The organism is Brevibacillus porteri (assembly GCF_003013475.1).
GTDB classification, from domain to species: Bacteria; Bacillota; Bacilli; order Brevibacillales; family Brevibacillaceae; genus Brevibacillus; species Brevibacillus porteri.
In genome coordinates this window covers 1-26,117 of the sequence record NZ_PXZO01000002.1, presented here as the reverse complement: position 1 = coordinate 26,117, position 26,117 = coordinate 1, and the positions used below count along the sequence as shown (strand labels likewise).

Here is a 26,117-nt window from a genome sequence, read left to right as displayed (position 1 = left end):
CCATTTAGACAAAATAGTGGGTACGCTTGATGACCTCTTTGGCGATTGCACGTTTTTTGATAAACAAGTTCGTGTAAAGCGGCGCAGGAAGATGGCGAATTTCATCCAGTAATCGTTTTCTGTTCTGTTCATCAGTTGCCGCCCCAGAAATGATGGAGACGGCTGATTCTTGCACCCGCCGATAGCCCTCTTCGCATAATACATCTGTCACCAACTGCTTCATATGCCCGGACTCCACCCCATTTTTTGCGATCCCCTTACTCATTCGCAGAAGGGCGGACTCCATCACATAAATGTCTTTTATGATGTCTGCGAGCAACCGCATATACTCTTGCTCCTCTTCAATCTTCAGGGAAGAATGGGTAATCGAATCCAGACTTCGATACAGCATGCGTTTTGATAGTTGAATAAATGCTTCGTTTCTTCCTGCATGTACGACGCTTTCCGGCTCCATCATCGTCGATTTTTGTTGCATAAATTTCTTTACTAAAATTTTGGAGACCGTCAATCGGTTTATTTCATTCGTTCCTTCGAAAATTCGGCTGATTCTTGCATCGCGGTATAGCCGTTCCACCTCGTACTCCTGCATATACCCATATCCACCATGAATTTGGACAGCTTCATCGACAATCGCATCAAGCACTTCTGAGCTATTGATTTTATTTATCGCACATTCCATAGCATAATCTGCGATTTTCTCCATCTTGTTTTCGCTAGTGCCAAACGACTCGATGACGTCATCGAGTGCACCAGCCGTTCGGTAGGCAGCGCTCTCCGCTCCATAGATGGCTGTCGTCATGTTGGCGATCTTTTCCTGAATCATCGTGAATTCGACCAGCTCCTTGCGAAACTGCTTACGCTCTGTCCCGTAATTCACAGCTAGCTCAAGCGCCTGCTTGGCCGCACCAATGTTGGAAAAAGCCAGCTTGAGGCGCGCCATATTCAAAATATTCAAGGCAATTCGATGCCCCACCCCAGCTGTCCCAAGTACATTGTTGTTCGGGATGCGTACTTGATCCAAAATCAGAGTCGCTGTCGAGGACCCCTTAATGCCCATTTTCTTTTCTTCCGGTCCGACCGAGACGCCGTCAAACGATCTTTCCACGATAAAGGCCGTCATTCCTATGCTCGTGTTGGCAAAGACAACGTATACATCAGCGACTTGTGCATTCGTAATCCACTGTTTTTCACCATTCAGCAGCCATTCCGTGCCGTCCTCGCTTCGTACTGCGCTTGTTTTCGCACTAAGCGCATCCGAGCCTGCACCTGATTCCGTCAATGCGTATGCTCCGATCCATTCGCCAGAAGCGAGCTTCGGCAAGTACTTACGCTTTTGCTCCTCAGATGCGAAATATACATAGGGTAGGGTGCCCACTCCAGCATGAATGTTATAGGATACACTGAAAGAGCCTCCGAATCCCATTTTTTCCGCAACGAGCCCAGCGACCTTTTTATTCAGGGAAAGACCGCCATACGCCTCTGGTACCTCAATGCCAAGCAATCCTAGCTCGCCTGCTTTTTCAAACAGCGTGCAGGTGGCTTCATGATTCTGCTGTTCAATCGATGTCAATTGAGACGCTACTTCTTTTTTGACAAACCGTTCCGTCGTTTTCGAGATCAGCTGTTCTTCTTCCGTAAAATCCTCCGGCGTAAACAAATGTACGTACTCCTCGGGTTGCAGCAAAAATAACTGATTCCAGCGAAGCTCTGTTTGTTTCATCCTGTCCTCCCGTCTTCCTGATTGACGAAGGAAAAAAGGCGATGATTGTCTTCACATCAAGACATACGGTATTGCCCAGAATGCTAATCATCGCCTTTCTATTTTGTTTCATTCCTGCAAGTGTACGTGCGCGGCCCTATTGTTCCTTGGACAATACTGTTTTTGCAATCTGGTTATCCAAATTCTCAAATTTGTCATAGGAGATGGCCTGATAGAGTTCGCTTCTCATTTGCATATCAGGCACCCCCTCCTGTTGCGATCCGTGCATTCGAATCATCTGAAAGATCCGTTCATACGCTTTAGCGGCTACTCGTAAAGAAGTCACGGGATAAATCACTATCCGGTACCCCATGTTCGCAAATTGTTCTGCGGAATAATAAGGAGTTTTTCCAAATTCGGTCATGTTGGCAAGCAGCGGTACAGTCATCTTTTGTGCGAACAAGCGAAATTCTTCCTCGGACTGAAGCGCTTCCGGAAAGATCACATCTGCACCTGCTTCTACATAAGCCGAAGCGCGGTCGAGTGCTCCTTCCACTCCTTCCTCTGCACGTGCATCCGTACGGGCAATGACAAGAAGTGATGGCGCCACTTCTTTGATGACCTTGATTTTTTGGATCATTTCCTCAGTTGTGACCAGTTGTTTGCCGTTTAAATGTCCACATTTTTTCGGTAACTGCTGGTCTTCGATCTGTACAGCTGCCACGTTGGCTTCGAACATTTCTCGCGCAGTGCGGGCTACATTTAAAACACCGCCAAAGCCTGTATCGATGTCTACCAATAATGGCAAGTTCGTCGCACGGATGAGATCTCTCGCCCGGTCGGCCACTTCCGATGACGTTACAATCCCCAAGTCTGGAAGACCCCTGCTTGCGGTATAGGCAGCACCTGACAGATATAGGGCAGAAAATCCCGCTTGTTTGGCCACAAGTGCCGCCATTGCATCATGTGCACCTGGAATTTGAACAATGTCTGGTGCCGTGATGAACGCGCGTAATTGCTCGGCCAGCTCCTTTTGGCTAAACGGTTGGTCCACGATCCAAGCCAATTGAAATTCCTCCTCCTCAATTCAGGAACAGATTCACAAATTCCGGTACGCTCATTTTCTCCAATGCTTTTTGATCCGCGCATCCTTCTTCAATTTTTTGTAGCTGCTTGCTTGTATAATGGCTCTTTAAATTGTTCGAAAACTTATCGATGATTTTTGGAATTGCTTCTTCTCTGCGGAAACGATGGCCTAGCGGGTACTCGCACTCTTCCACCTCTGTTGATGATCCGTCCTTGAAAAAGACTTGAACCGCATTGGCGATTGAGCGTTTGCTCGGATCAAGATAATCAAAGGTGTACTGTTTGTTTTCGATTACTTCCATTTTTTTGCGTAAACGGTCGATAATCGGTTCAGAAGCGGTTTCATCTTCGTAGTGTTCAGCTGTAATGTCACCTTTGATCAAGGCGATCGCCGTAATGTATTGCAGGCAATGGTCACGGTCTGCCGGATTATGCAGTGGACCTACCTTATCGATAATGCGAATAGCGGATTCGTGCGTGGTGATTTGGATCCCATCAATGTCCTCTAGACGGTTCTTCACTTGCGGATGCAGTCTGACCGCGCATTCAGCAGCCGTTTGCGCATGGAATTCTGCTGGATACGAAACTTTGAACAGTACATGCTCCATCACATAGGAATCGAGTGCACGTGCCAGCTTCAATTCCTTCTTGTTGAACAGTACATCCTGGAAGCCCCACCCTGGAGCCGAAAGTGCTGTCGGATATCCCATTTCCCCTTTTAGGGCCATCATAGCGAGGTGAACGCCCCTGCTAGTAGCGTCCCCTGCTGCCCATGATTTGCGGGAACCGGTATTCGGAGCGTGCCTGTATGTACGCAGGCTTGAATTGTCTAACCACGCGTTGGATAATGCGTTGATAATTTCGTCCCGGCTACCTCCCAGCATTTTTGCAACAACTGCCGTGGTGGCTATTTTTACAAACAATACATGATCCAAGCCTACGCGGTTCAAGCTGTTTTCGAGCGCCAGCACACCTTGAATCTCATGCGCCTTGACCATCATTTCCAGCACTTCTCGCATATTCATTGGCTCTTTGCCCTCTGCAATTCGCACGCGGCTCAAGTAGTCCGCGACCGCCAAAATACCGCCGAGATTGTCCGATGGATGGCCCCATTCTGCGGCAAGCCACGTGTCGTTGTAATCGAGCCAGCGAATCATGCATCCGATGTTAAATGCACCTCTCACCGGATCAAGCACGTAAGAAGTACCAGGTACCCGGCTACCGTTTGGCACAACTGTACCAGGCACAATCGGCCCAAGCAATTTCGTGCACTCCGGATAGCTGAGAGCCAATATTCCGCATCCGAGTGTGTCGAGCAAAACATAACGCGCAGTTTGGAATGCCTCCTCGCTTTCAATTTCTTTATGGAGCACGTAATCAGCGAGTTCTCCGAGTAATGCGTCTGTTTTCGATCGTTCATTCAGCTTTAACAAGTGAATCATCCCTTTCAGTGCTATTTGTTTTGTGAGATAGATAGTCTATATGCTAGTTTCGTTGTTAGGCGCGCCGCATGCCGATGTAATGGACGCGCGGTCTAAAGAGGCGATTGTGGTTGTGCTGTTCAATGACATGCGCGCATAATCCAACCGTTCTGGCTGAGAAAAAGATCGGTGTGTACAGCGGAATGGGAATCCCAAGCATCCAGTACACGGGAGCAGCATAATAATCGAGATTCGGATAAATCCCTTTTTCCCGTTCCATGATTTTTTCTCCAGCTTCGCACATGCGATACAACAGATCGTCACCTTTTGCGTCGCATAAATGTTGCAATGCTTCTTTCATCAGGAGCGCTCGCGGGTCCATTTTCTTCATGTACACACGATGACCAAAACCCATGATCCGATCTTTATTGCGCAATTTGGATTCAAGCAATTCTTCAAATTTTGAGACCGAGCCAGCTTCCAGAAGCATGTGCATGACTGCTTCATTTGCACCGCCATGCAAGCTTCCTTTCAAAGAAGCCACCGCTCCAGTCAAGGCTCCATACAGATCAGAAAGTGTGGAAGCAATCACTCTCGCAGTAAATGTAGAATTCGGCATTTCATGCTCGCTGTACAACACAAGTGAGCGATCAAAAATGCTTTCTTCCAACGCTGTTGGCTGCTTGCCTGTTATCATGTAAAAAAAGTTAGCGCTGTACGACAGCTCCTGGAGTGGAGAAATCGGCTCATGCTTGTTAATGATCCGATAGCTATTCGCCACAATGCCCGGTACTTTTCCCAGTAGCTTGTAAGCTCGATTTACATTCACCGCTCGCGTGCAATCATCCAGTTGAGAGTCGTAGCCGGATAGAGCGGATAGTCCTGTTCGCAAGCCATCCATTGGATGAGTGTGTTCAGGCAACAGTTTGATAATATTCAGTACTTCAGCCGGTAGGTCGTACTCCTGCTTCAGCTTCGATTCCACTTCTGCTTTTTGATCTGCATTCGGTAGTGCTTCATCGAGCAAAAGATGGACGATTTCCACGTAGCTTCTCGTCTTGGACAACTCGATAAGATCGTATCCTTTGATCACAATTTCTCCCTGTACCGTATCCAGAAAGGAAATCCTTGTTTCTGCTGCCACTACACCATCCAGTCCCGGAAAAAATCTCTCTTCAGCTCCCATTGTTTTCGTCCCCCAAGCCAAATAGAATTTCTTTCATATGATCAAATGCGGTATCAAGATTTCTCAAGAACCTTTCTTTGTCTTCTGACCGGTCCACTCGTTTTATGATCTCATCGTGTAGCTGGTTATAAGTAGCATGCATCGTAGAGGGATTTTCCACGATGAGATTGTTCATGATGCTTGATTTAAAAAAATTGGTAAAGTATTCGATTGATCCAAACAAAGAAACCCTCCTTCGTCACCCACCCATAATCGGCCAATAAAAAAACAACTTCCAACGAAGTTGTTAAGGCGCGAATGGGATACTGAAATAAGCATGTTAAAATGAAAAATTTTAAACACGCTCGCTCATTTCGCACTTAACACCCCCTATCCTCGTAGGTATAACGATGTGTGCTAAAACAGGCAGGTCTCCTGGCTTATGATCATCGCTTTTCGAACCTTCCCATTTTCATTAGAGAAAACAGTGGTATCCTCGAATCGCTCCCAAATACAGTTGCGGGACAGCGCCGGACTCTAACCGAACTTCCCTTTTAAGCAAATAACCTAGATCCGGTTATCTGCACCTGTTTGTACACGATATTTAGTTTTCGCTATAACTATAGCAATGATTCTAAAAGTTAACAATTGTTTTTATTTACAGTTTTTATGTTACAAAAAACGACATATATTCATTGTCTATTGGATCAGGAACAGTAATAGTTTTGAACAATCCGTTTTTCTACCGGGTTCAGAGATTTTAATCAGGTCTGAAGATAGTGTAGAATATAGAATTTATCACATAGTATTAGACTAATTCTGTGAATTTATTCTTTGAAATGAATCATGTGTTAATTTATATTTCGATGAAATTTAAGTATATGTAGAAAATATGTTATATTCACTGTCAGACCAAAGGTATCGACAAAGTTTCTAATAATAAGACAATTTTGCAATAGAACCATGTACGCGGATTCATCTTTCGACTTTTATTTGAACTGGTTTATGGTAATTTCTCAGTTTCAGTTCGCTGGACAGCGCATATAGATTCGCATGTTATAGCAGTATGTTTGTGTCTTCATTAATACGACACAAACATACTGCTATAACATGCGTGATAATTGCGTATAAATTTCATAGAAGGTTTTAAAGTCCACATAGATAAACAAATGTCAAGGCACATTAAAGTACTTAGCATTCTTTATAAGGTAATTATTCGAGAATAGACTCTCTATGTACTTGCTCCTCTACTAGTGAATGATCCGTTTTCATTTCAGTTCATGAAATGTCGATTTTATGAACTGAAAGTCATTATAACGAAATAAATAAATTTTACTGTGACTCAAATTTCAATTTGTGATGAAAAAATTGATTTTTTCATTCAACCTCTGCTTCCTTTTCTCATCAATCCTCCTCTCCATGACTACTTAATTGAACTAGTTATTCAGTCATGATCCTCCACCCTTTAGATGGTGCGGTCAGTAACCTTTTCAACAAGGCAACTATGCCTGTGTGGCCGCGTCTATTCCAACTTAGTTTCCTATTAGACTATCCGTGGCAACTCATCAATAAAGAATATTTTTTAACGATACGTTTCATTACCCCCGCGTAATTTGTAAAACCCTCAAGTTGATATTTCCTGACAATGTGATTATTTACGTAGTTGAAGAAATCCCTTTCAGAGAGTTCTCCTCCTTCGTAATCATTTTTGCCAAACAGAAAGATGTCAATCGAGTGATTATCATCAAACTTCACACCAAGCGCAAACTGCTCGATAGAAAGCTGTGATTCGACCATACAAAGCGTGCCATAAAATGCTAAAATCAAGACTATATAGGGAACCCAACTAGGATGGGTCAAATCGCATACCCAACTCATTGTTCCTCCCTTATTGATGGCTCTCTTATTTGAGAATTTCTTGTCGAAAGACGAAATAGACATCTTTACATATTTTTTTGTCATGTTATATATGGTTTACAAGGTTTCCGATAAACAAGTAAGAAAGAGAGGATAAAAGATGAAAAAAAGAATTAGATACAGAAAAAGATATGCATTCCTTGGTGCTGTAGCGGGATATTTCATAGCTTTACTTGCATCCACGATACTTCCGACTTTTATTATGTTAGCCATACCTTTGCTAACAGCAGCCATAGGGTTTGTCTTTGCTGAAAAGAAAGAGCAGCAATTAAGTAGATTCACGGTACCAGAACCGGACCAGAGAATTACTTCTACTGAAGCGGAGAGTGAACAAACGAAAAGGGAACCGGAATCTACCTACTCATCAGAAATACGAGAGTATCTACAAATTATTAAGGAAATTGTGGTTAACGAAAATGACAAGCGCAACCTCGATGATGAAATTTCCGAAAAGACAACAAACCTTTGTTCTAAGATCGATACTCTCCTCCCCTACATAGAAACGCTCGGTAGTGCGCAAACGAAGCATGATATTAAAATGCTCGTTATGAAAGACTTGAATAGTGTCATCAACCCCTTCTTGAGGCTGAGTGTTGAAAACAAGTTGAATAATAGGCGTAAATTATTAGACGGTCTCCGTGACATCAACCTAAAGCTGAAAGTGATCTCTACATCCATTGAACAACACGACATCTATGAGTTGGAGAGAAAGCTTAATCTTATTACCGAAAAATATAATGCCAAAGAAATTTACTAATTACTGTTAAGGAGCGTGTTATAGCAATGACGACACAGGCTATCCAATTAGTTAAACAAGAAGACATCATCAAGATCCAATCTGAAGCAGAAAGTGTGGTGCGCCAGCTGCAAACTGATAATCAAAGCCAGATGGATTCAATTTTTGAGCAGCTGGGTAATTTGGGTGAAAGCACCCAACGAAATGCCGCTGAATCTCTCGAAATTCTAAAACGACCTGTGAAAGATCTGATGGATGGGAAAAACAATGATATTCCCAATACACTCTTAAAGCTTCGTTCTTGCACAGAAGAATTGAATCCTAATAAAATCTTTCAAAGCGGTGGGATCAGTAATCTTTTCAACAGAATCTTAGGGAAAAACCCAATTTCCACATATATTCGAAAATATGAATCCGTTAGAACACAAATTGATAACATCATTTCCTCCTTGCTTAATGGCAGTGACAAGTTAAAAGAAGATGTAATTAACTTGAAATACATTAAGAAAAAATCCGGTGAAAATATTTATGAATTAGAGAAACGGATTTACTTCGGTAACAAGTTGCTTGAGATGCTTGAAGTTGAAAGCAATAAGCCTGAAAATCAACTTCGCAAACCCGAATTTGAAAAAGCAATGGTCAAAGTCGTAACAAGAGTAAAAAATATGAGTCAAATGATCAACATTTTACAACAATCCATCGCTTCTGTTGATGTTATTGCGGACAATAACGAAAAGTTGGATGAAGCTGTCTTTAACGCGATTACAATGACGCAAAACGTTGTCACAGTGTCCGCTGCGATTCAGTTGGCCTTGAATAATCAGAAGAAGGTAATCGAAGCCGTACAAAATACCAATCAAGCCATTGAGGATATGCTGGTAGCCAATGCTCAAAGCTTAAAACAGAATACACAAGAAATCACCTCGATGCTGGAGCAACCAAGTATCGCAATTAATAAACTACAGCAGGCATTTAATGATGTGTATAGTGCAATCCAAATTACCGAAGATTCAAATCGGAGAATTATCAATTCTAGTAAAAACTTCATCCAAGAGATGGATAAGCTCAATGCAGAAATGAGAGTAAAACTCGGTATGGCAGATCCAAATCAACTTTCTGCACCAGCCAATCAGCCAACCTCACTTCTGCAGTAAATAAATAAAAGAGGAAACCAAGTGATCTTTACGTGGTTTCCTCTTTTGTTTACCTCTTTTTGTTCGTTGAAATATTGTATCAGACAGAATGTAATTCTTGCATCTTCTGAGGTGCAGCAACATTGGGAAGGGATTTTGGATGATAGCCACACACAAACTTGCTATTACCCCGTTTACTTCTTCTTCCTTCTACGAATATTTGGCAGGTATTGATCGGTCTTTGAGATAGGTATCTTGTCATTTAAACCAAGCAATCCTCCTCCCAACCAGGGCCGTAATAGTATTATTACTAACGATATAAGTTATTTCCTGACATTCTTCTAAAAGTCCTTCCTCTCCTCCTCAGTCACTGGGACTGTTTATCTGGCGTAATCTTGAAGGACAAGAATTCATCAGCTACTTAGTAATATGTAAATCACTTTACTTAAATATCAATCCATTTTTCTTGGAATGTAGAAGCAGAACCTCCCACCTGAACATATATAATATCACCTAAGTGAACAGATACATTTACAGTAATTTCTGAGGAGCTGTTCATTGTATACCCTTGTTCAAAATCAAAGGTTCTTTCTCTGCTTTTTTTCTTGTCATTATATTTTACTAAGTAACAAGCTAAAGCAGCATTTGATGTACCAGTAGCACTTTCTTCAGGAATGTCGTATAAAGGTGCAAAGTTCCTACAATGAGCTGTGGAATCATGTAGGGTTTCTAGTGTAAATAAATGATACCCCGTTACATTATACTTTTTACTTATTTTAGTGATGCCTTCCATATCAGGGTCTATTTCTAATAAGTCTTTTAGACTTTTTACAGGTACAATGATGTCGCGTAAGCCTGTAGAAACAATTTGGATAGGCATATTAGGCATTAATTGGTCCTCATTTATACGTAATGATCCTATTATCTCTTTAGAAGGAAGTATTTCTAAAAAACTCGGGAGGTTTTGCTGTAAGAAAATCATCTGATTTTCATAAATTTGTACATGTAGTACCCCCGCTTTTGTTTCCGTGGTATAAATTCCTGGATGTACGATTCTGCTTTGAGCTAGTAAGGAAAAAGTTGCAACCGTGGCATGCCCACATACATCTACTTCTTCATTCGGTGTAAAATACCTAATTTTATAATCTGAATTTATAGAAGGGAATATAAAAGCAGTCTCTGAAAAACCTAATGTACTTGCGATAACTTGCATATCTTTCTCTGTGAGATCTTTTGTATCTAGAACTACTCCCGCAGGGTTTCCCCCTTCTCCGTTTTTAGTGAAAGCAGATAAAACGTATACTTTAGTTCTCAATGCATTTTCCTTCTTTCGTAATTTTTACATTGATTATTTCCTATGTTACAAAGTTTGGATAGCATTTCGTCAAAAATATTATTAATAATATGAACACTTTGCTTATTTAGCGTCTGAAAAAGGCAGCCTTTAAAGCTGCCTCAGATAAAAGTAAAAACTCACTTAATTATGGGTGGCTGTATTCCATGTAACCAGTCTAAAATAAATGGGGCTTGATGAGGGTTTAGGTTACTTGGCATATCCTTTTTATGTATGAATTGAAGTCGTGTACTTTCCTCATTTCCTTGAACTGTACCTTCGTATTTCGTCACGTGAAAAATGATCTGTACACTAAAAACTTTGTCTCCATTTGCATATTGAGCAAAGCCATTCTTACCGGAATATATTCCAAACAACTTTATTTGACTGATTTGAAGATTCGTTTCCTCTAAAACTTCCCTTCTAACAGTCTCTTCGAATGTTTCCCCAATTTCCAGAAGGCCACCAGGAAGACCCCAAATATCTCTTTTTTGTTGTAGTAGAATTCGTCCAGAGTCGTCTTCGATTATTGCCCCACAGCCAACGGTTAAAAGAGTTTCATGACCAATGTATTTTCTCATTGTTCCTATATAGTCATTCAAAACAACTTTACCTCCCAAGTACTTTTTCCAAGCTGAATTCGTCATACTAAGCTGAACTCCTTGTTAGAATAACCTTGATCATGTTACGCGTTAATACTTGTTGATTTTTATCGATAATATTGCCTTTTGTCCTTTTCTTTTACTGATACTCTTAGTTTCCAAAGTTCTTGAGCCAATTGAAAAGCTTCTTTATCATTTCCTTTTTCAATTGCTATTCCCCTTGCTTTTAATAGAGCATTCGCAGCAGGAGATAGGTCAGGAGAATCCACAACCCATATTTTAAAATCATGTTGAAATGGATCGGTATCGCTCCAAACATAATCATGTTTTCTAAATGCAGCACCTACTGTGCTTTTAGTAAGCTCTTGCTTAGAACGAAATAGTTCTTTTTCATCATTACCTAAAAACACCAATTGATTTTTATCCATAAATACAAGGGAGATATCTTTCTTTTTGAAAAGAATTTCATCATCTCTAAGTTTACAGGTAACTTTATCATCGTATACAGACGTTTCTAAGCTTTCATGAAAAGAGAGTAGAGTCAAGGCAATGCCCGCAATCAAGCCAAGGATCATTGTAACAATGCCTACCCATGCTCCACTATAGGATGCAATGAGTTTTAAGGGCCCCTGGAAAGGTATCCAAGGCAAAGAACTGCCCCATTTAGCAATACTCGGAAGAAACCAGCCGAACACTAAGCCGATAAGAGGGAAACCAAGCCACAAGATAACCTTGTCCGTTTTTGAAAAATTTAATAATGTATGATTCTCACTCATTTAAAGTCTCCTTTTTTAGATAATACACTTGTAATAGTTTCTCTCCATACAGCTGAAACATCAAGTTGAATGCCAATCATCGGATAATTTGATAAGTTATCAAGTGTTAACGCTAATACACATGCTTTTTCACGTAAGCCTTTTGAATCAGTGTGACCAAATTCTTCACCTTTTTGTAGTAGTCTTAAAAAACCGTCAATAAAGCCTTCCTGTACGGCCTTAATTTTTAATCTGTACCCTTTATTATGGGAAGATTCTCGGTTTCCATATAAAAGAAACTCATTTAATACCTGTACAACAAGCATTTGTGTATCTGTAGTCTCTTCACCCAACAATTGCAAGCCGTCACTAATCATCTTCTCTACAAAATTATTTTTCGTATACTCATTAATCTGAAAATATTTTTCAAAACTATATCCTTCTAAAATCCAAGCGAATACAGCGTCTACTAGTTGTTCTTTCGAAGAGTAATAATAATAGATGGATGGCTTCTGTATGCCTACAGAATTAGCAATCATGGAAAGTGAAGCTTTTTCAATTCCATACTGTCCGATCAACCATGTGGTCGTTTCAAGAATTTTTTGTCGTGTTGCTTCGCTTTTATTCATTTCCTCACCATTTTCTACCTAACGTTAGTTAGATAACATCGTCTGCTTTCACTGATTGTCAAGATGATTCATTAGAGGATTTGCTTATCCCCTATGCGTGGTTGTTTTATTCGCTTCCCAACATAAAAAGGAGCCGAGAGAATACGGGATAACTTCCTGCATTCTTCTCGGCTTTTCGCCTTACTGCCTATCCTTTTTCACCACAAACTCAATGCTTCCGAGGCCACCCCATTTGGCGCTTACGACATCCCCTTCCCGTAGCTGGTGGGAACCGGTAATGCCCCCGGACAAAATCAAATCTCCCTTGTGCAGCTTCCGTCCTTCGCGAGCAAGCATGTTCGCCAGCATCGCGACCGAGTGGGCTGGATGACCGAGAACTGCCGCACCAGCCCCCAAGTCTTTGAGCTCGCCATTGATCGAAAGAGTAACACCTACCAAATCGAGTTCAAGTTCATCAGGCTTTCTCCACGTCGATCCGATAAACACGCGGGAAGACGAAGCATTGTCGGCAATGACATCAGGCAAGGTAAACTGGAACTGCGCATACCTGCTGTCGATAATCTCCAGTGCGGGAACCACATAGTCAGTGGATGTCAGGACATGAGCCTCATTGATGCCGGGACCTTCCAAATCCTCACTCAAAACAAAGGCGATTTCCGCTTCCACCTTGGGATGAATCAATTCATTGATCGGCAGAATGCCGTCCTCGATATTCATATAGTCAAAAATGTAGCCCCGAATCGGTTCGTGCACATTCATCTGCTTCATTTTTGCCAGACTGGTCAAACCCATTTTAGAGGCAAAGATTCGATGTCCCTGCTCAAGCTTGAGGGAGACCAGTTCACTTTGGATACGATATCCATCTTCCACTGTCAGCTCGGGGTATTCAGCCGTCAGTTTCACGACCTCCTCCCTATTCAACTCCGCATCCACCAGCTTCTGAGCCAACCTTTTGTACAATAGTTCCGATTGCACGCTGATCACCCCCTATCTGATTTTGGTAGAGCTATTCAATTGGGCGATTTCCGCTGCGACATCCACGATCATGTCTTCTTGTCCCCCCACGGCCTTTCGTCTTCCCAGCTCGATCAAAATGTCCCGGGAGTCGATGCCGAACTTCCTGGCTGCACGCTCGGCATGAAGCCGGAAGCTGGAATAGACACCCGCGTATCCGAGAACGAGAGCGTCTCTGGTAATTTCCTGTGGTACTTGAAGAATCGGCGATACGATTTCCTCTGCCAGGTCCATCATTTTGTACAGATCGACGCCCGTCTGAATGCCCATTCGATCCAGTACAGCAAGGAGAACCTCGGTTTGTGTATTGCCCGCACCTGCACCCAAGCACCGAACACTGCCGTCAATCCAGGTGGCACCCTCTTGAATGGCGACGAGTGTATTGGCCATGGCTAAAGACAAATTGTTGTGTGCATGGAAGCCGATAGGAATATTCAGACATTGCTTCAATGCCCGGACTCGTTCCCCTGCTTGATCAGGTAACAGAGCGCCAGCAGAATCGACGATGTACACGACATCGGCTCCATAGCTTTGCATGAGTCCTGCTTGCTCCGCCAGTTTTTCCGGAGCAGCCATATGCGACATCATCAAAAAGCCAACTGTTGTCAAGCCAAGCTCTTTCGACCGATAAATATGCTGAGCGGAGACGTCCGCTTCGGTCGCATGTGTGGCGATTCGTGCCATGCCTACGCCTAGCCCTGCTGCCGTATTCAAATCTTTGATCGTGCCGATTCCCGGCAGCAAGAGCACGCCCACTTTCGCTTGTTTACAAACGGAAACGGCAGCCTCAATCAGCTCCAGTTCATGGGTCCTGGACAGCCCATACTGCAGGGACGATCCGGCCAATCCATCTCCATGGGAGACTTCGATATGCGGTACGTTCGCTTCATCTAATCCTCGCGCCACCTCGACTACTTGCTCCACAGTAAACTGGTGATTGATCGCATGGCTCCCATCTCGAAGCGCTACCTCGGTGAGGACAATATCACGACTCATATGCGGTTCCTCCTTTCATTCGTGGCTATATACCCGTGCCGGTGCCGACAGCATGCTGGGCATATTCCTCTGCTACTTTCACCGCTGTCGCCGTCATGATATCCAGATTGCCTGAATACGTAGGGAGGTAGTCACCCGCGCCTTCCACTTCCAAAAAAACGGTGATTTTGTTTTCATCAAAGATCGGTTCTGAGCGCAGGCGGTAACCAGGAACGAAAGATTGAATATAGGCAACGGTCTGGTGAATAGCCTTCACGATCTCCTGTCGATCCGCCTCTTCCTCCACTATTGCATAGATCGTATCTCTCATCAGGATCGGCGGCTCCGCCGGATTCAGGATGATGATCGCCTTGCCTTTCTTCGCTCCGCCGATCGCTTCGATACCATGTGCGGTCGTCTCCGTAAATTCGTCGATGTTGGAACGTGTGCCAGGACCCGCGCTTTTGCTGGAAATAGTGGCCACGATCTCTGCGTAGCTGACCGGACTCACACTCCCTATTGCATGAACGAGCGGAATAGTAGCCTGGCCGCCGCATGTGATCAGGTTGATGTTCTTTTCATTCAAATGCGTACCGAGATTCACAGATGGTACTACATAGGGCCCTACAGCAGCAGGCGTCAGATCGATGGCGAGCTTTCTTGCCTCCCTGAGCCCCTTGGCATGCCCAATATGTGCTTTGGCAGAAGTAGCGTCAAAGACGATATCCGCAAGATCCGCATCGCTTTCCAAAAACGGTTTCAATCCGTCGTCAAATACATAGTATCCAGCTGCCTTTGCTCTATGCAGACCATCCGAATCAGGATCGATTCCAATCATGGACGTCAGTTCAAGAACTGGCGACCTTCCTAGCTTGATCATCAGGTCTGTCCCGATGTTACCCGAGCCCAGTATTGCTACTTTTACTTTCTTCATGCATGCACTCCTTTCCTATTTTTTATCTGCCAAACCTGACTCCTACTGAACCAAGTCCAGCAATCCGTGTGTGAAATACATCGCCAGGCTTAGCTTCAACCGCTGCGGATAACGCACCAGACAAGATGATTTCTCCTGCTTTGAGTGTAATCCCTAATTCGTACAGCTTGTTCGCCAACCACGCCACACAGGATGCGGGATTGCCCAATGCGGCGGCACCCACACCGGTATTGACCAGCTCCTGATTTTTGTAAAACGCCATTCCTACTAGGGGAAGATCCAGATCTTGCGGTTTCACGGGATGCCCACCCAGCACATAGAAGCCCGAAGAGGCATTGTCCGCAACTGTGTCTTCTAGTTTGATTTGCCAGTTGGCTATCCGGCTGTCCACGATTTCTAAAGCAGGCACTACATATTCCGTTGCCATCATGACGTCATAGATGGTTACATGTGGCCCTTCCAGATCGCGCTTCAGCAGGAAGGCAATTTCTGCTTCTACCTTTGGCGAAAGGACATACTCGAAAGGCAGTTCTCCGTTGTTTTCCACCACCATGTCGTCCAAAAGATGTCCATAGTCTGGCTGATCCACGCCAAGCAGTGTCTGCATAGCACGAGAGGTCAGGCCGATTTTCTTTCCTCTAATCTTCGCGCCTTCTTTCACTTTTCGCTCAATCGTCTTCAATTGAACGTGATATGCCTCTATCTCGCTGATTTGCGGATCCAGTAAAGTGAGTGGTGCTACTCCCACCCCTTCACGACTCGCCGCCGCTAAATGATCGGCGAATCGCGTGATCTTTTCTTTGTCCACACGGTTCCCTCCCTGATTTGCTGTCCTTGTCCTTCTCGCTATAATTTCATGGTGACTGTCTTGACCTCGGAGTAGAATTCGAAGCTGTGACGCCCGCCTTCGCGGCCAATCCCGCTGTCCTTGGCACCGCCAAACGGAGTTCGCAAGTCACGGACATACCAGCAATTGATCCATAAAAGACCTGACTTCACTCGATCAGCCACGCGATGCGCGCGCCGCAGGTCGTTGGTCCAAACCACTCCTGCCAAGCCGTAAGCCGAATCATTAGCGATCCGAATAGCGTCTTCTTCTGTACGGAATGGAATGATCACGATGACAGGACCGAAAATTTCTTCCTGGGCCACCCTCATTTTGTTGTCTACATCATAGAGAACGGTTGGCTCTAGGAAATTGCCGTCACCCAGCCCGCTGATCCGTTTTCCGCCGTAACCGAGCTTGGCTCCTTCTTCCAGTCCGAGCTGAATGTAGTGCTCCACCGACTCCATGTGACTGCGGGACACCAATGCTCCCATATCCGTGTCTGGTTCCAGAGGATTTCCCACCTTGATCTTTTGAACAGCCGCCACAAATTTGTCCAGAAACTGATCATATACGCTTTCTTGTACCAATAAACGCGATCCCGCGAGACAAATCTCACCCTGGTTGCGGAATATTGCCTCGATCGACCCTATTACTGCTTCATCAAGATCGGCATCTTCAAATACGATATTGGCTGATTTTCCTCCCAATTCGAGCGATACCGGAATCAATTGCGAAGCGGCATTTTGCATGACAGTCTTGCCGGTGTTAGATTCTCCCACAAAAGATATCCGGCGCACATGGGGATGCGTCGTCATCGCAGCCCCGACAGTCCCGCCCGGACCAGTGATGATGTTGAGCACGCCAGGAGGAAGACCTGCTTCATTGGCAATCTCTCCGAGCATCACCGCAGAGAGAGGCGTGTACGAGGCTGGCTTTACAACGACGGTATTTCCTGCCGCTAAAGCCGCCGATGCTTTCCAGGTCATCTGCATGAAGGGCAGATTCCATGGAATGATCAGACTTGTCACACCTGCCGGAGCATATTTGGCGTAGGACATAAAATGACGCATTTCATAATGCTCATGAACCATGTACTTGGCCATTTCGGCAAAGAATCGCAAATTGGCCGCCGCTCTCGGAATATCAAAGCCCCGGCTTTCTTTGATCGGCTTGCCGACATCGAGCGTCTCCACCAAAGCCAGTTCGTCCACACGTTCCATCACCAGGTCAGCCATTTTGCAGAGAATCTTGGCGCGCTCATCTACAGACATCGCACTCCAAACGCCTGACTCAAACGTACGCTGCGCCACGTCGATCGCCCTTTTTACATCCTGTTCATTTGCATTAGCTACAGAAGCCAGCTTGAGATTTGTCGCTGGGTTGATCGTATCAAAGGTTTCACCGGAAACAGCGTCCACGTAATCTCCGTCTATGAATAGCTTGGCGTCTTTTCGTACCCGGTTTTCCTTGGCAGTCTGACTCATGGGAATCCTCCTAATTCTCGATTTCCAAGATCATCTCTACTTCTACGGCGTTATTTAGCGGGAGCTGGGCCATCCCTACAGCGGACCGCCCATGCCTACCCTTCTCGCCGAATAGTTCCACCAACAAATCGGATGCCCCATTCATGACTGTAGGCTGATCTATGAAAGCTGGATCGCTGTTAACGAATCCGAGTATTTTGACTACTCGTTTGACTCTCCCCAGTTCCCCTAGCTCATGTTTGGCAACAGCTAGCAGATTGAGCATGCACTGCCTGGCAGCTAGGTAGCCTTCCTCTATCGTGATATCCTGTCCCAGCTTCCCGCGATATTCGTTTGTCCCTTGGCCTGCCAGAAAGAGGAGATTGCCCGCTTGGACACAACCGACATAATTACCGGCCGGCTGTCTCGGTTTTGGTAGGTCAAGGCCCATTGCCTGTAGACGTTGTTCCGGCGTTTCAGTCTGATGCTTCACTGTCCGTTCATCTCCTTTATGTTCAGGAAGCGTAGCGCGTTTTCACCCAGCAACGCCCGCTTCTGTCCGTCCGTCAGCTCCAAAGTATGATCGATGACATCCCCGGGAGGTGTTTCACGAAGCAGGAAGGGATAATCCGAGCCCATCATGATTCTATCTTCGCCAAAGCGCTTCATCATGTATGGGATGTTCAATGGGTCGTACGTCAAGGAATCAAAGTAGAATTGTTTCGCGTACACACTAGGTGGTTGATCGGTCAGACGCAGATGCGGCCATACCTTCCAGCCTTGGTCCAGTCTGGGAAGGATATAAGGAAAAGAGCCGCCGCCATGGGCAAAGCAGATTTTCAGGCGCGGAAACTTCTCGATCACGCCTCCCAAGATAAGACTTGCTGCGGCAAGCGCTGTCTCGCTTGGCATCCCGACAGTGTACATCAGGTTGTGCCGCGGCATCCGTTCTCTGCCCAGCGTCTCCCATGGATGTACGAAGAGTGGCACATCCCATGTCTGACACATTTCAAAAAAAGGAATCAGTCCCGGATCGTCCAGATTGTTGCCATTTACGTTGGTACCGATTTCGATTCCTCTCAGGCCGAGCTCGTGCATGCAGCGATCCATTTCCCGAATGGCTACCTCCGTGTCTTGCAATGGAACGGTACCCAATCCGATGAAATGATTTGGATGTTGGTTAACCGTCTCTGCGATAAAATCATTTTGAATCCGCGCCATCACTTCCGCTTCGGCTGCCGGGGCCCAGTAGGAAAACGTAACCGGAATGGGTGACAGCACCTGCATATCTACGCCTTCTCGCTGCATGTCATGAATCCGTTTTTGGGGATCCCACACCTGATCCGTTACTTCGCGAAATACTTTTCCCCCGACCATGATATTTGCCCCGCATGTGCAAGTGCGGTGCAGAACTGGCCAGCGCTCCCCATGAAATCGCTCAGCCAGGTTGGGAACATCCTCTGGAATAATGTGGGTATGGAAGTCTACTCGCATTTCCACTCACTCGCTTCCGGAGACATGACGTGCCCGCATTTTTGGCATGTCCGCAGCTCCAGATTGCTGTTGAATCCTTCGATCGCCTCTTTTACCTGCACCTCTATGTTGGTCAGTTGAATCCGTACACGATGCATTTCTTGGTCGCAGTTTTCGCAGAACCAAGCAAAGTCCTCCAGTTCTCCCTCAGATCTGTTGCGCTCAATCACGAGTCCGATCGTATCCGCGATCCGGTGTGGGGAATGCGGAACATTCGCAGGAAGAAGAAACATTTCGCCTTCTCTGACCGTAATGATCTCACGCTTCCCATCCTGGTTCATGATCTCAACAAAGCAATCACCCTTGAGCTGGTAAAAGACTTCCTCGGATGGATCAATGTGAAAATCCCGCCGTTTATTCGGCCCTCCCACTACCATGACCATTAGTTCTGCATCTTTCCAAATCACCTTGTTATTCACCGGTGGCTTGAGCTGATCGATGTGATCCTCGATAAACTTCCACAAATGGATAGGTGCCAATGTATGCATGTTGTATTCCCTCCTTTGTTTTTTAACTCCTAGCGATTATGTGAGATCGTTTCTCCTGCTGGTTTCAATGCCTTTTGCATATGAACCAGCTCTCGTGCCAGTTCGTTGATTCTGCGCAAAACATCTTCGTCTGAAATTTCGTTTTGTGAGTTGAAATGATCGGCGTGTACATACACCGATCCTGGTGCTACGTAAGCGCGAAAGAAGCCCGCAATTGGTTTCAGCTGGTTTTCGATCACGAGGTAATGCTGATACGTCCCACCATTTGCCACGAAGCCCATTACTTTATGTCGAAGAACCTGAGGCTGAATATGATCAAACAAATTTTTCAGCGCCCCTGTCATCGAGCCTTGGAAAATAGGCGTACCAATCAGATAAAAGTCAGCGGAGGATACCTTGTCGATCACCTTTTTCGTATCATCTGTGTATGTCGCCGGATCTCGTCCATCACACAGAGACATCCGGTGCTCGCGCAGGTCGAGTAGCTCCACTTCGATTTCCGGTGCCGTTTTTTTCACTTCATCCAGTACGCTTTGCACGACGATGCTTGTTTTCGCCCCAATTACTGTGCCTGCTATGCCCAGTAGTTTCATGGTGTTCCCTTCCTTTTCGTCTGGACTTGTTTAAAGAACCTGCTCTCTCTGCGATGCCGATTTGGCAGCAAAAACACTGAGCGCGTCATCCACCATCGTACATGCATGAGACTTCTTATAATTGTTGTAAAAAATCGCTAATTTGCGCACCGGATCACCGGTATAGTATCGCTCGTATTGCAGCAAACGTTGTCCGAAGGCTTCCCCGCACAGGTCCCAAGCGAGCTTAAACAGGCGAACCCGATCTGTACCGGAAATACCGTCACGTCCCGCATAATATTTTTCCATGTCCGCCGCAAGCTCGGAATGCTCCATGTCACTGTCTGTCGGGGACATGAGCAAACCGCCTGCTCCAATAATTTGGATGACTTCAATCGCCCGTGGGTACAGCTTCGGAAGCAGTCCGCGAATGGTTTCGAGCTGTACGTAACCCGGCATGAGCTCGCCCGACGGCAAGGTCTCGTATTCCAGTTCAGCTGTCCTCAGGAGCGCTCTGACCGATTCCAGTGATTGCGCTAGCTCCCCGAGAATGTTTTGGACATTCGGATAGACGTCTACCCCGATGGAATCTGCCAGCCGCATGGCAACTTCCGTGGCAAATTGGAGCTTCAACAGTCCTCTCACCCCTGTCTGGTGCGCCGGCTGCTGTCCGATGCCTGTCTTTGGATAGAGCAGGTTGGCTGCTTCTACATTGTTGTACAGGAATAATCGCTCCCAAGGCACGAGTACATCATTGAAGACGAGAACAGCATCCATTTCCTCGAAGCGCGATGCCAAAGGATGGTCATAGACCGAACGATTTCCATCTTGCATGGGCTCCCTGCAAATGATGCGCAAGCCAGGCGTGTCAATTGGAATGGCAAATGCCAGGGCATAACGCTCATCGCCAGGCTTGAACCCAGGGAACGAATAAATAATGACTTCGTCCGTGATCGGTGCCAATGTTGCGAGCATTTTCGCTCCTTTGACAATCAACCCTTCCGGTGTCTCCTCTACTGCCCCCAAATGGGTGTACACATCGTTTTGTTCGTGCGAGGACTTGCTGCGGTCATTTTGCGGATTGATAATCGCATGCGTTAAAAATAGGTCTTGGTCGCGAACATACTTGTAATAATTCTTCACGTTTTCCGCCCATTGCGGATTGTACTTCTCCAAGAAAGACGCATTGCTGTATAGCGACGTCAAGACGATATTGAGAAAATCCGGCGTTCTTCCCATCAAACCAAAAGTGGCTTCCGCATAAGCTTCGTATATGGCTCGTTTCGCCTGCAATTCCTCAGGGGTCTTTGCAACGAGAAAGGCGTTGTTCACACGCTCACCAGTCTCCTGACAAATATGGGTAATCTTCGCTTGATACTTCTCGTCATGCTGCATGTCATACAGTTTCGCTATTTCATGAATCGGCTGTCGAAAAACAGCTTCCTCACATACCTTTGTCACCTTTTTTCCTTGCAGCCAAATCTCCGGTTGCCGTGATTTCAAGCCCCGAATGTATTGGTCACCTGTACGGATCCCCACCACAATTCCTCCCTGTTGGTTTTGGTTGGTTGAGTCGATTTTGTTCTTAAACCGCATTATAGTGTTTGGCTTTTCTGAAAAATGTAACCCGCTTAACATTACGGCTGAAAAATATAAAAGGCCGCTCACCTGATTCGTGGGCAACGGAGGATATGTAAACGAATTAACATCAATTCTGTTTTTCTTTCGAATGCTCGTCATTTTCACGTTGAAATATTGGTAAAGAGCTTTTTATTTTCATATAATCAAAAGTGATAAGTTCAGAAAATTAAGACTTAATCTTGGGTGGATGATTGGAAGAGGCAAGATCATTGATGAGGAAAGGAGCGGTGATGATGGTATCTCCTTTTGAAACGGATTTGAAATGGGAATCCCTTTTAGCATACGGCACCCGTCAATTTGTGAAAGGAAAAACAGCTATCTATAAGCAAGAGACGATGGGAGAAGGTTTTTATTATCTACATAAGGGATTAGTCAAGATTGTGACCTCTACCTTCAAGGGGAACGATCGTCTGGTGAACATCGTAGTCCCTGGTCAAATCATGGGACTTCAAACCATGGATCAACAACCTCATTTCACCACAGCTATTGCTGTAAAGAATGCAGTCGTCTACCATTTCTCCTGTTTGCAATTCCTCGAAATGCTGAAGGTACGCCCTGAACTCTTGTCTCTTTTCACCCAAACTATCAATCAAAAAATGCGGATTCTTCTAACTGCCATTAACATGAAGGCACTTACTTCAGAAGAGCAAATCGCTCGTCTCCTGCTCAACATTTGCGAAGACTTTAAAAACCACGAGGTTCCCCTCACTCAACAAGAGCTAGCTGAATGTGCTGGCCTCACCCGTATCACTGTCTACAAGATCCTGAAGGCATGGAAGGAACAAGGTATCATTGAAATCAATAACCGATCCTTTGTCGTCAAACGCCCAGATATGCTGAAGCCTCCACAACTCACAGCAACTCCCTTCCCTTCTATCGAGAAGCGCCGTAACATCCATTAAGTGTGAAAGGTGGTCACAATGGCCTGTCTCCGCTATCAGTGGACCCCGTACCTCATGTATGGCAAGAAGATCGAAATGGGAAAACATACAACGATCTACCATCAAGGCGATGTGGGAACTGGATTTTATTATCTAGACAAAGGGAGCGTAAAGATCACTCTCTTATCTGAGAACGGGCATGAGCGGACTATCGATTACATTCCCACAGGTGGGTTGTTCGGGGAGCACGGCGCCTATAACGGCTCATACCTGACATCAGCCATAACTACTTCTCCTTCCGTCATTTACTTTTTCTCCGACGAGGTCTTATCGCGCATATGCCAAGACTACCCACAGTCGGCAGTGATCTTCACCAATTCACAAATCTATAAGCTCCGTCTCCTAGCTGAAATCATCGCATTTACTGACAGTCCAATTGAGCTTGCGATGGCTAATTATCTGCTCAAACTGATAGCTGTGCACGGAACTAATCATATCCCTATCGATCAGACGTCTTTTGCACGCTATATCGATACGTCTCGCATTACGGTGAACAAGACTTTGCAGAAATGGCGACAGCAAGGCTTGATTGAGCTATCTGAGCGGAGTGCCATTCGAGTTGTGGATGTAGAGGGACTGCGTGGGATTTATTCTCGCATCCAATGTAAATAGGGCGAAGCCTAATCAGGCTCGCCCCTCCGCATTGAAAATAACCGTTGAAAATCTTGATACAGCCCTGTTCAGTTCTGCCTAGAGCAGATGCATCTTGGCTTCTGCCTCGTCCCACGGTACCGAGTAGCCTGCCCCCTTGGCACAAAAGATCGAGGAGGATGTATAAACCGGATCTGCATCCTTTTCATAGCTTTTCCTTTCCATCACTTCCTCCGCGTTATGGCAGTGATCGTATCCGCCAAATACACAGCGGATGCTGCCTCGTCCATGGGTGAAAGAAGCGAATTCGGTACTGTAATTCATGAATGTTGCTACGGGCACCCTTCCCGTAATCACCGCATGCGTATCCGACATCTGCGGTGGCTCGAACGAACCTGAGGCACGCTGAATATCCGAAAGTACCCTCCCCATCTCGTTCATTCCCACCTTTATTTTGAAGTCATAATAGGGTTCTAACAGCATATTCTCCGCTTTCTCCAACCCCTGCCGCAGCGCGCGGAAGGTGGCCTCACGAAAATCGCCCCCATGGGTATGTTCGTTATGCGCACGGCCTCTTAGGAGCGTAATTTTCATGTCGGTGACTGGCATGCCTGTCAATAGCCCATGATGCTCCCGTTCGTAGAGATGAGACCGAACCAGATTCTGGTAGTTAAAACTCAGTTCATCAGGATGACATACACTAGTGACGTGGATTCCGCTGCCTCGCTCTCCCGGTTCAAGCAGGATGTGCACCTCCGCGTAATGCCTGAGCGGCTCGAAGTGTCCATATCCCGTCACAGCAGACTGTATCGTTTCTTTATACAAGATTTCTGGTTGTCCGAAAGAGACCACGAAACCGAAGCGTTCCTTCACAACCTGCTCCAGCACTTCTAATTGGATCAAACCCATGACGCGAATGTGAATCTCTTGCAAACTCTCTTCCCAAACCACATTCAGAGACGGGTCCTCCGCATTCAGAATGCGAAACGCACCGAGCACTTGCTGCACGTGAAGCGAACCGTCAAACTGTACTTTCGACTGTAGTGTCGGCTCAGTCTCATAAGCAAACTTGTCTGAGTAGAGCCCCACCCCTTGTCCAGCTTCGGCCTCGGACAAGCCGACGACCGCAAACAAATCGCCGGCAGCTACTTGTTCAACCGAGTGTGATTTCCTACCATTAAACATGAAGATTTGTGTGATCTTCTCTTCGTATCGCAGTCCACCGCTCTCATAGCTAAGCAGCTCCCGTACCTTCAGCTTGCCGCTCAGCGCTTTGACGAACGTTAGCCTCAACCCGTTTGCAGCGTGTTGAATTTTATAAATGCGCCCCCCGAACGGAGCCGTCTCGTCATAAGAAGCAGTCGTCAACAAGGACAGTTGATTCAGGAACTCTACAACGCCATCATCCTGCAGTGCCGAGCCGCAGGTGCAGGGGAAAAGACTCCCATCTTGTATCATCTCCTGCAAGGCACCCAGCCAAAAAGCTTGATCGTCCCTTTCCTCTATGAACGCTTCTAGCAATGACTCGTTCCGCTCCGTCATCATCTCCCGTAGCCCCTCACCGACGAAACCGTTGGCGAAGTTGTCCTTGACGGAACAGACATCCCTTGTCAACTGACTGCGTATCTCCTCTTCCGTCCTGCTGGCATCCGCGCCTATGCGATCTGTTTTATTGATGAAGAAAAATGTCGGTATCCGATGTTTGCGCAACAACTGCCAGACTGTCTCGGTATGACCCTGGACACCTTCTACCGCACTGACAATCACGATAGCGTAATCCATTACCCCAATCGCCCGCTCCATCTCGGAAGAAAAATCGACGTGTCCAGGCGTGTCGATCAAATAATAAACGTCGCCCTTATGGTGCATAACCGCCTGATCGGCGAACACGGTAATGCCTCTTTTCCTCTCGATATCGTGGCTGTCCAAAAAGGCATCTTGATGATCCACACGGCCCCGTGACCGGATGCTGTTCGTATGATATAGCAACTGTTCGGCGAAAGTAGTCTTGCCCGCATCCACATGGGCAAACAAGCCGATCGTTAGACGCTTCATGTTATCCCTCTTCCATAGCTACTTGACTGCCATTTCTTTTCTCATTAAAACATAAGAATGGAGAAGAAGAATAGTTGACTAACACTTTCTTGTAAATTGCCGTATCGATTCGCACATTTTCATTTAGCATAGGCTCGTATCAGTTGCCAAGCTTCCCCCATTTGCATGCTCTATATCATGCAGAGAGAAGCGAGGTGATTAATATGACTGACGTGGTAGTGATACTATTTAGACGTATCAGAGTGAATGGCGTACGGAGGCGAATTATTCGCGATGTTAGCATCATTGGAAGTGCCGCACCATGTAATAGATTTTTAATGATTGGTAGACGTGTGGGTCCTGCTGCACGTTGTCTTTTGAATAACGGGTTCCAACGTGTGTTATCAAGAGATAATGTTTTGGTGTTTATCCGAGTAAGATAAATGGGTCTGTATGAAAACGGTAGCTAATAGGGTTACCGTTTTCTTTTGTTACAAAATACTACGCATGAGGACGGTTTGTCAGAAAAAGGACCCACCCTGTCAGATGGTCAAGACCCCATTTAGTGGACATTGAAAAAAGCCCTAGGCTATAAGCTGACGTCGGTATTCAACTGGCGTCAGCTT

The 26,117-nt window shown here is 45.6% G+C and carries 25 protein-coding genes and 1 riboswitch; of the genes, 4 read left to right on the top strand and 21 right to left on the bottom strand.

Annotation, left to right across the window (positions count from 1 at the left end; translation table 11 throughout):
* Window positions 1–4: 4 nt before the first annotated feature.
* From C7R92_RS02325 to C7R92_RS32650, 6 genes are all read right to left on the bottom strand, one after another.
* Window positions 5–1,720 (bottom strand): acyl-CoA dehydrogenase family protein, encoded by a 1,716-nt coding sequence (locus C7R92_RS02325; protein ID WP_106833099.1) that lies wholly within the window; start codon window positions 1,718–1,720, stop codon window positions 5–7.
* A gap of 136 nt (window positions 1,721–1,856) precedes the next feature.
* Window positions 1,857–2,765 (bottom strand): methylisocitrate lyase, encoded by a 909-nt coding sequence (gene prpB, locus C7R92_RS02320; RefSeq protein WP_106833098.1) that lies wholly within the window; start codon window positions 2,763–2,765, stop codon window positions 1,857–1,859.
* A 16-nt stretch (window positions 2,766–2,781) separates the two neighbouring features.
* Window positions 2,782–4,218 (bottom strand): bifunctional 2-methylcitrate dehydratase/aconitate hydratase, encoded by a 1,437-nt coding sequence (locus C7R92_RS02315; RefSeq protein ID WP_106833097.1) that lies wholly within the window; start codon window positions 4,216–4,218, stop codon window positions 2,782–2,784.
* A gap of 64 nt (window positions 4,219–4,282) precedes the next feature.
* Complete coding sequence (gene mmgD / locus C7R92_RS02310) at window positions 4,283–5,392, bottom strand: citrate synthase (protein ID WP_106833096.1); 1,110 nt, start codon at window positions 5,390–5,392, stop codon at window positions 4,283–4,285.
* A complete protein-coding gene (locus C7R92_RS02305; protein WP_106833095.1) occupies window positions 5,382–5,615 on the bottom strand; it encodes a hypothetical protein in 234 nt (77 codons plus the stop codon). Before C7R92_RS02305 ends, mmgD begins: the two co-directional genes overlap by 11 nt.
* Window positions 5,616–5,779: 164 nt before the next feature.
* Window positions 5,780–5,977: riboswitch (cobalamin riboswitch) on the bottom strand.
* Window positions 5,978–6,919: 942 nt separating this feature from the next.
* Window positions 6,920–7,249, bottom strand: a complete 330-nt coding sequence (locus C7R92_RS32650) for a vWA domain-containing protein (RefSeq protein ID WP_244195621.1) — start codon at window positions 7,247–7,249, stop codon at window positions 6,920–6,922.
* Between the two features lie 139 nt (window positions 7,250–7,388).
* Between C7R92_RS32650 and C7R92_RS02295 the strand changes: the two genes are divergently transcribed.
* Both C7R92_RS02295 and C7R92_RS02290 read left to right on the top strand, forming a co-directional pair.
* Complete coding sequence (locus tag C7R92_RS02295) at window positions 7,389–8,045, top strand: hypothetical protein (protein WP_106833094.1); 657 nt, start codon at window positions 7,389–7,391, stop codon at window positions 8,043–8,045.
* 26 nt (window positions 8,046–8,071) lie between these two features.
* Entirely contained in the window at window positions 8,072–9,178 is a 1,107-nt protein-coding gene (locus C7R92_RS02290) for a toxic anion resistance protein (protein ID WP_106833093.1), read from the top strand.
* A 424-nt stretch (window positions 9,179–9,602) separates the two neighbouring features.
* Here the strand turns inward: C7R92_RS02290 and C7R92_RS02285 are convergent, their stop codons facing one another.
* From C7R92_RS02285 to C7R92_RS02220, 14 genes are all read right to left on the bottom strand, one after another.
* The gene (locus C7R92_RS02285; protein WP_106833092.1) at window positions 9,603–10,472 is read right to left on the bottom strand and encodes a PhzF family phenazine biosynthesis protein; all 870 of its coding nucleotides are present in this window, start codon (window positions 10,470–10,472) and stop codon (window positions 9,603–9,605) included.
* A gap of 158 nt (window positions 10,473–10,630) precedes the next feature.
* Window positions 10,631–11,137, bottom strand: a complete 507-nt coding sequence (locus tag C7R92_RS02280; RefSeq protein WP_017248587.1) for an NUDIX hydrolase — start codon at window positions 11,135–11,137, stop codon at window positions 10,631–10,633.
* A 62-nt stretch (window positions 11,138–11,199) separates the two neighbouring features.
* Window positions 11,200–11,868 carry a YqeB family protein gene (locus C7R92_RS02275; protein ID WP_106833091.1) on the bottom strand — a complete coding sequence of 223 codons (669 nt, stop codon included), beginning with the start codon at window positions 11,866–11,868 and terminating at the stop codon, window positions 11,200–11,202.
* Entirely contained in the window at window positions 11,865–12,476 is a 612-nt protein-coding gene (locus C7R92_RS02270) for a TetR/AcrR family transcriptional regulator (RefSeq protein ID WP_106833090.1), read from the bottom strand. The genes C7R92_RS02275 and C7R92_RS02270 overlap by 4 nt, the downstream gene beginning before the upstream one ends.
* Before the next feature lie 180 nt (window positions 12,477–12,656).
* Complete coding sequence (locus C7R92_RS02265) at window positions 12,657–13,451, bottom strand: 2-keto-4-pentenoate hydratase (protein ID WP_106833089.1); 795 nt, start codon at window positions 13,449–13,451, stop codon at window positions 12,657–12,659.
* A 12-nt stretch (window positions 13,452–13,463) separates the two neighbouring features.
* Complete coding sequence (dmpG, locus tag C7R92_RS02260) at window positions 13,464–14,486, bottom strand: 4-hydroxy-2-oxovalerate aldolase (protein ID WP_069844950.1); 1,023 nt, start codon at window positions 14,484–14,486, stop codon at window positions 13,464–13,466.
* A 25-nt stretch (window positions 14,487–14,511) separates the two neighbouring features.
* Window positions 14,512–15,399 (bottom strand): acetaldehyde dehydrogenase (acetylating), encoded by an 888-nt coding sequence (locus tag C7R92_RS02255; RefSeq protein WP_106833088.1) that lies wholly within the window; start codon window positions 15,397–15,399, stop codon window positions 14,512–14,514.
* Between the two features lie 22 nt (window positions 15,400–15,421).
* The gene (locus C7R92_RS02250) at window positions 15,422–16,207 is read right to left on the bottom strand and encodes a 2-keto-4-pentenoate hydratase (protein ID WP_106833087.1); all 786 of its coding nucleotides are present in this window, start codon (window positions 16,205–16,207) and stop codon (window positions 15,422–15,424) included.
* A 38-nt stretch (window positions 16,208–16,245) separates the two neighbouring features.
* Window positions 16,246–17,712 carry an aldehyde dehydrogenase gene (locus C7R92_RS02245; protein WP_106833086.1) on the bottom strand — a complete coding sequence of 489 codons (1,467 nt, stop codon included), beginning with the start codon at window positions 17,710–17,712 and terminating at the stop codon, window positions 16,246–16,248.
* 10 nt (window positions 17,713–17,722) lie between these two features.
* Window positions 17,723–18,184 (bottom strand): RidA family protein, encoded by a 462-nt coding sequence (locus C7R92_RS02240; protein ID WP_106833085.1) that lies wholly within the window; start codon window positions 18,182–18,184, stop codon window positions 17,723–17,725.
* Complete coding sequence (locus tag C7R92_RS02235) at window positions 18,181–19,185, bottom strand: amidohydrolase family protein (RefSeq protein ID WP_106833312.1); 1,005 nt, start codon at window positions 19,183–19,185, stop codon at window positions 18,181–18,183. Before C7R92_RS02235 ends, C7R92_RS02240 begins: the two co-directional genes overlap by 4 nt.
* Window positions 19,176–19,712 carry a 3-hydroxyanthranilate 3,4-dioxygenase gene (locus C7R92_RS02230; RefSeq protein ID WP_106833084.1) on the bottom strand — a complete coding sequence of 179 codons (537 nt, stop codon included), beginning with the start codon at window positions 19,710–19,712 and terminating at the stop codon, window positions 19,176–19,178. The genes C7R92_RS02235 and C7R92_RS02230 overlap by 10 nt, the downstream gene beginning before the upstream one ends.
* Before the next feature lie 29 nt (window positions 19,713–19,741).
* Window positions 19,742–20,305 (bottom strand): NADPH-dependent FMN reductase, encoded by a 564-nt coding sequence (locus C7R92_RS02225; RefSeq protein ID WP_069844956.1) that lies wholly within the window; start codon window positions 20,303–20,305, stop codon window positions 19,742–19,744.
* A 30-nt stretch (window positions 20,306–20,335) separates the two neighbouring features.
* Complete coding sequence (locus C7R92_RS02220) at window positions 20,336–21,823, bottom strand: 4-hydroxyphenylacetate 3-hydroxylase family protein (protein WP_106833083.1); 1,488 nt, start codon at window positions 21,821–21,823, stop codon at window positions 20,336–20,338.
* A 335-nt stretch (window positions 21,824–22,158) separates the two neighbouring features.
* Here C7R92_RS02220 and C7R92_RS02215 point away from each other — a divergent pair, with 335 nt between their 5' ends.
* Window positions 22,159–22,827, top strand: coding sequence for a Crp/Fnr family transcriptional regulator (locus tag C7R92_RS02215; protein ID WP_106833311.1), 669 nt, complete (start codon window positions 22,159–22,161; stop codon window positions 22,825–22,827).
* An 18-nt stretch (window positions 22,828–22,845) separates the two neighbouring features.
* Window positions 22,846–23,478: a Crp/Fnr family transcriptional regulator gene (locus C7R92_RS02210; RefSeq protein WP_106833082.1), complete on the top strand. Its 633-nt coding sequence runs from the start codon at window positions 22,846–22,848 to the stop codon at window positions 23,476–23,478.
* Window positions 23,479–23,556: 78 nt separating this feature from the next.
* On the opposite strand, the gene C7R92_RS02205 is transcribed toward C7R92_RS02210, so the two are convergent.
* Window positions 23,557–25,512, bottom strand: coding sequence for a GTP-binding protein (locus tag C7R92_RS02205; RefSeq protein ID WP_106833081.1), 1,956 nt, complete (start codon window positions 25,510–25,512; stop codon window positions 23,557–23,559).
* Between the last annotated feature and the right edge of the window lie 605 nt (window positions 25,513–26,117).

Excerpts from the sequence above, each read along its gene's own strand:
- C7R92_RS02325 (WP_106833099.1), bottom strand. The coding sequence starts at position 1,720 with ATGAAACAAACAGAGCTTCGCTGGAATCAGTTATTTTTGCTGCAACCC.
- mmgD (WP_106833096.1), bottom strand. The coding sequence starts at position 5,392 with ATGGGAGCTGAAGAGAGATTTTTTCCGGGACTGGATGGTGTAGTGGCA.
- C7R92_RS32650 (WP_244195621.1), bottom strand. The coding sequence starts at position 7,249 with ATGAGTTGGGTATGCGATTTGACCCATCCTAGTTGGGTTCCCTATATA.
- C7R92_RS02295 (WP_106833094.1), top strand. The coding sequence starts at position 7,389 with ATGAAAAAAAGAATTAGATACAGAAAAAGATATGCATTCCTTGGTGCT.
- C7R92_RS02290 (WP_106833093.1), top strand. The coding sequence starts at position 8,072 with ATGACGACACAGGCTATCCAATTAGTTAAACAAGAAGACATCATCAAG.
- C7R92_RS02280 (WP_017248587.1), bottom strand. The coding sequence starts at position 11,137 with ATGACGAATTCAGCTTGGAAAAAGTACTTGGGAGGTAAAGTTGTTTTG.
- C7R92_RS02275 (WP_106833091.1), bottom strand. The coding sequence starts at position 11,868 with ATGAGTGAGAATCATACATTATTAAATTTTTCAAAAACGGACAAGGTT.
- C7R92_RS02270 (WP_106833090.1), bottom strand. The coding sequence starts at position 12,476 with ATGAATAAAAGCGAAGCAACACGACAAAAAATTCTTGAAACGACCACA.
- dmpG (WP_069844950.1), bottom strand. The coding sequence starts at position 14,486 with ATGAGTCGTGATATTGTCCTCACCGAGGTAGCGCTTCGAGATGGGAGC.
- C7R92_RS02255 (WP_106833088.1), bottom strand. The coding sequence starts at position 15,399 with ATGAAGAAAGTAAAAGTAGCAATACTGGGCTCGGGTAACATCGGGACA.
- C7R92_RS02245 (WP_106833086.1), bottom strand. The coding sequence starts at position 17,712 with ATGAGTCAGACTGCCAAGGAAAACCGGGTACGAAAAGACGCCAAGCTA.
- C7R92_RS02235 (WP_106833312.1), bottom strand. The coding sequence starts at position 19,185 with ATGCGAGTAGACTTCCATACCCACATTATTCCAGAGGATGTTCCCAAC.
- C7R92_RS02230 (WP_106833084.1), bottom strand. The coding sequence starts at position 19,712 with ATGCATACATTGGCACCTATCCATTTGTGGAAGTTTATCGAGGATCAC.
- C7R92_RS02225 (WP_069844956.1), bottom strand. The coding sequence starts at position 20,305 with ATGAAACTACTGGGCATAGCAGGCACAGTAATTGGGGCGAAAACAAGC.
- C7R92_RS02215 (WP_106833311.1), top strand. The coding sequence starts at position 22,159 with ATGGTATCTCCTTTTGAAACGGATTTGAAATGGGAATCCCTTTTAGCA.
- C7R92_RS02210 (WP_106833082.1), top strand. The coding sequence starts at position 22,846 with ATGGCCTGTCTCCGCTATCAGTGGACCCCGTACCTCATGTATGGCAAG.
- C7R92_RS02205 (WP_106833081.1), bottom strand. The coding sequence starts at position 25,512 with ATGAAGCGTCTAACGATCGGCTTGTTTGCCCATGTGGATGCGGGCAAG.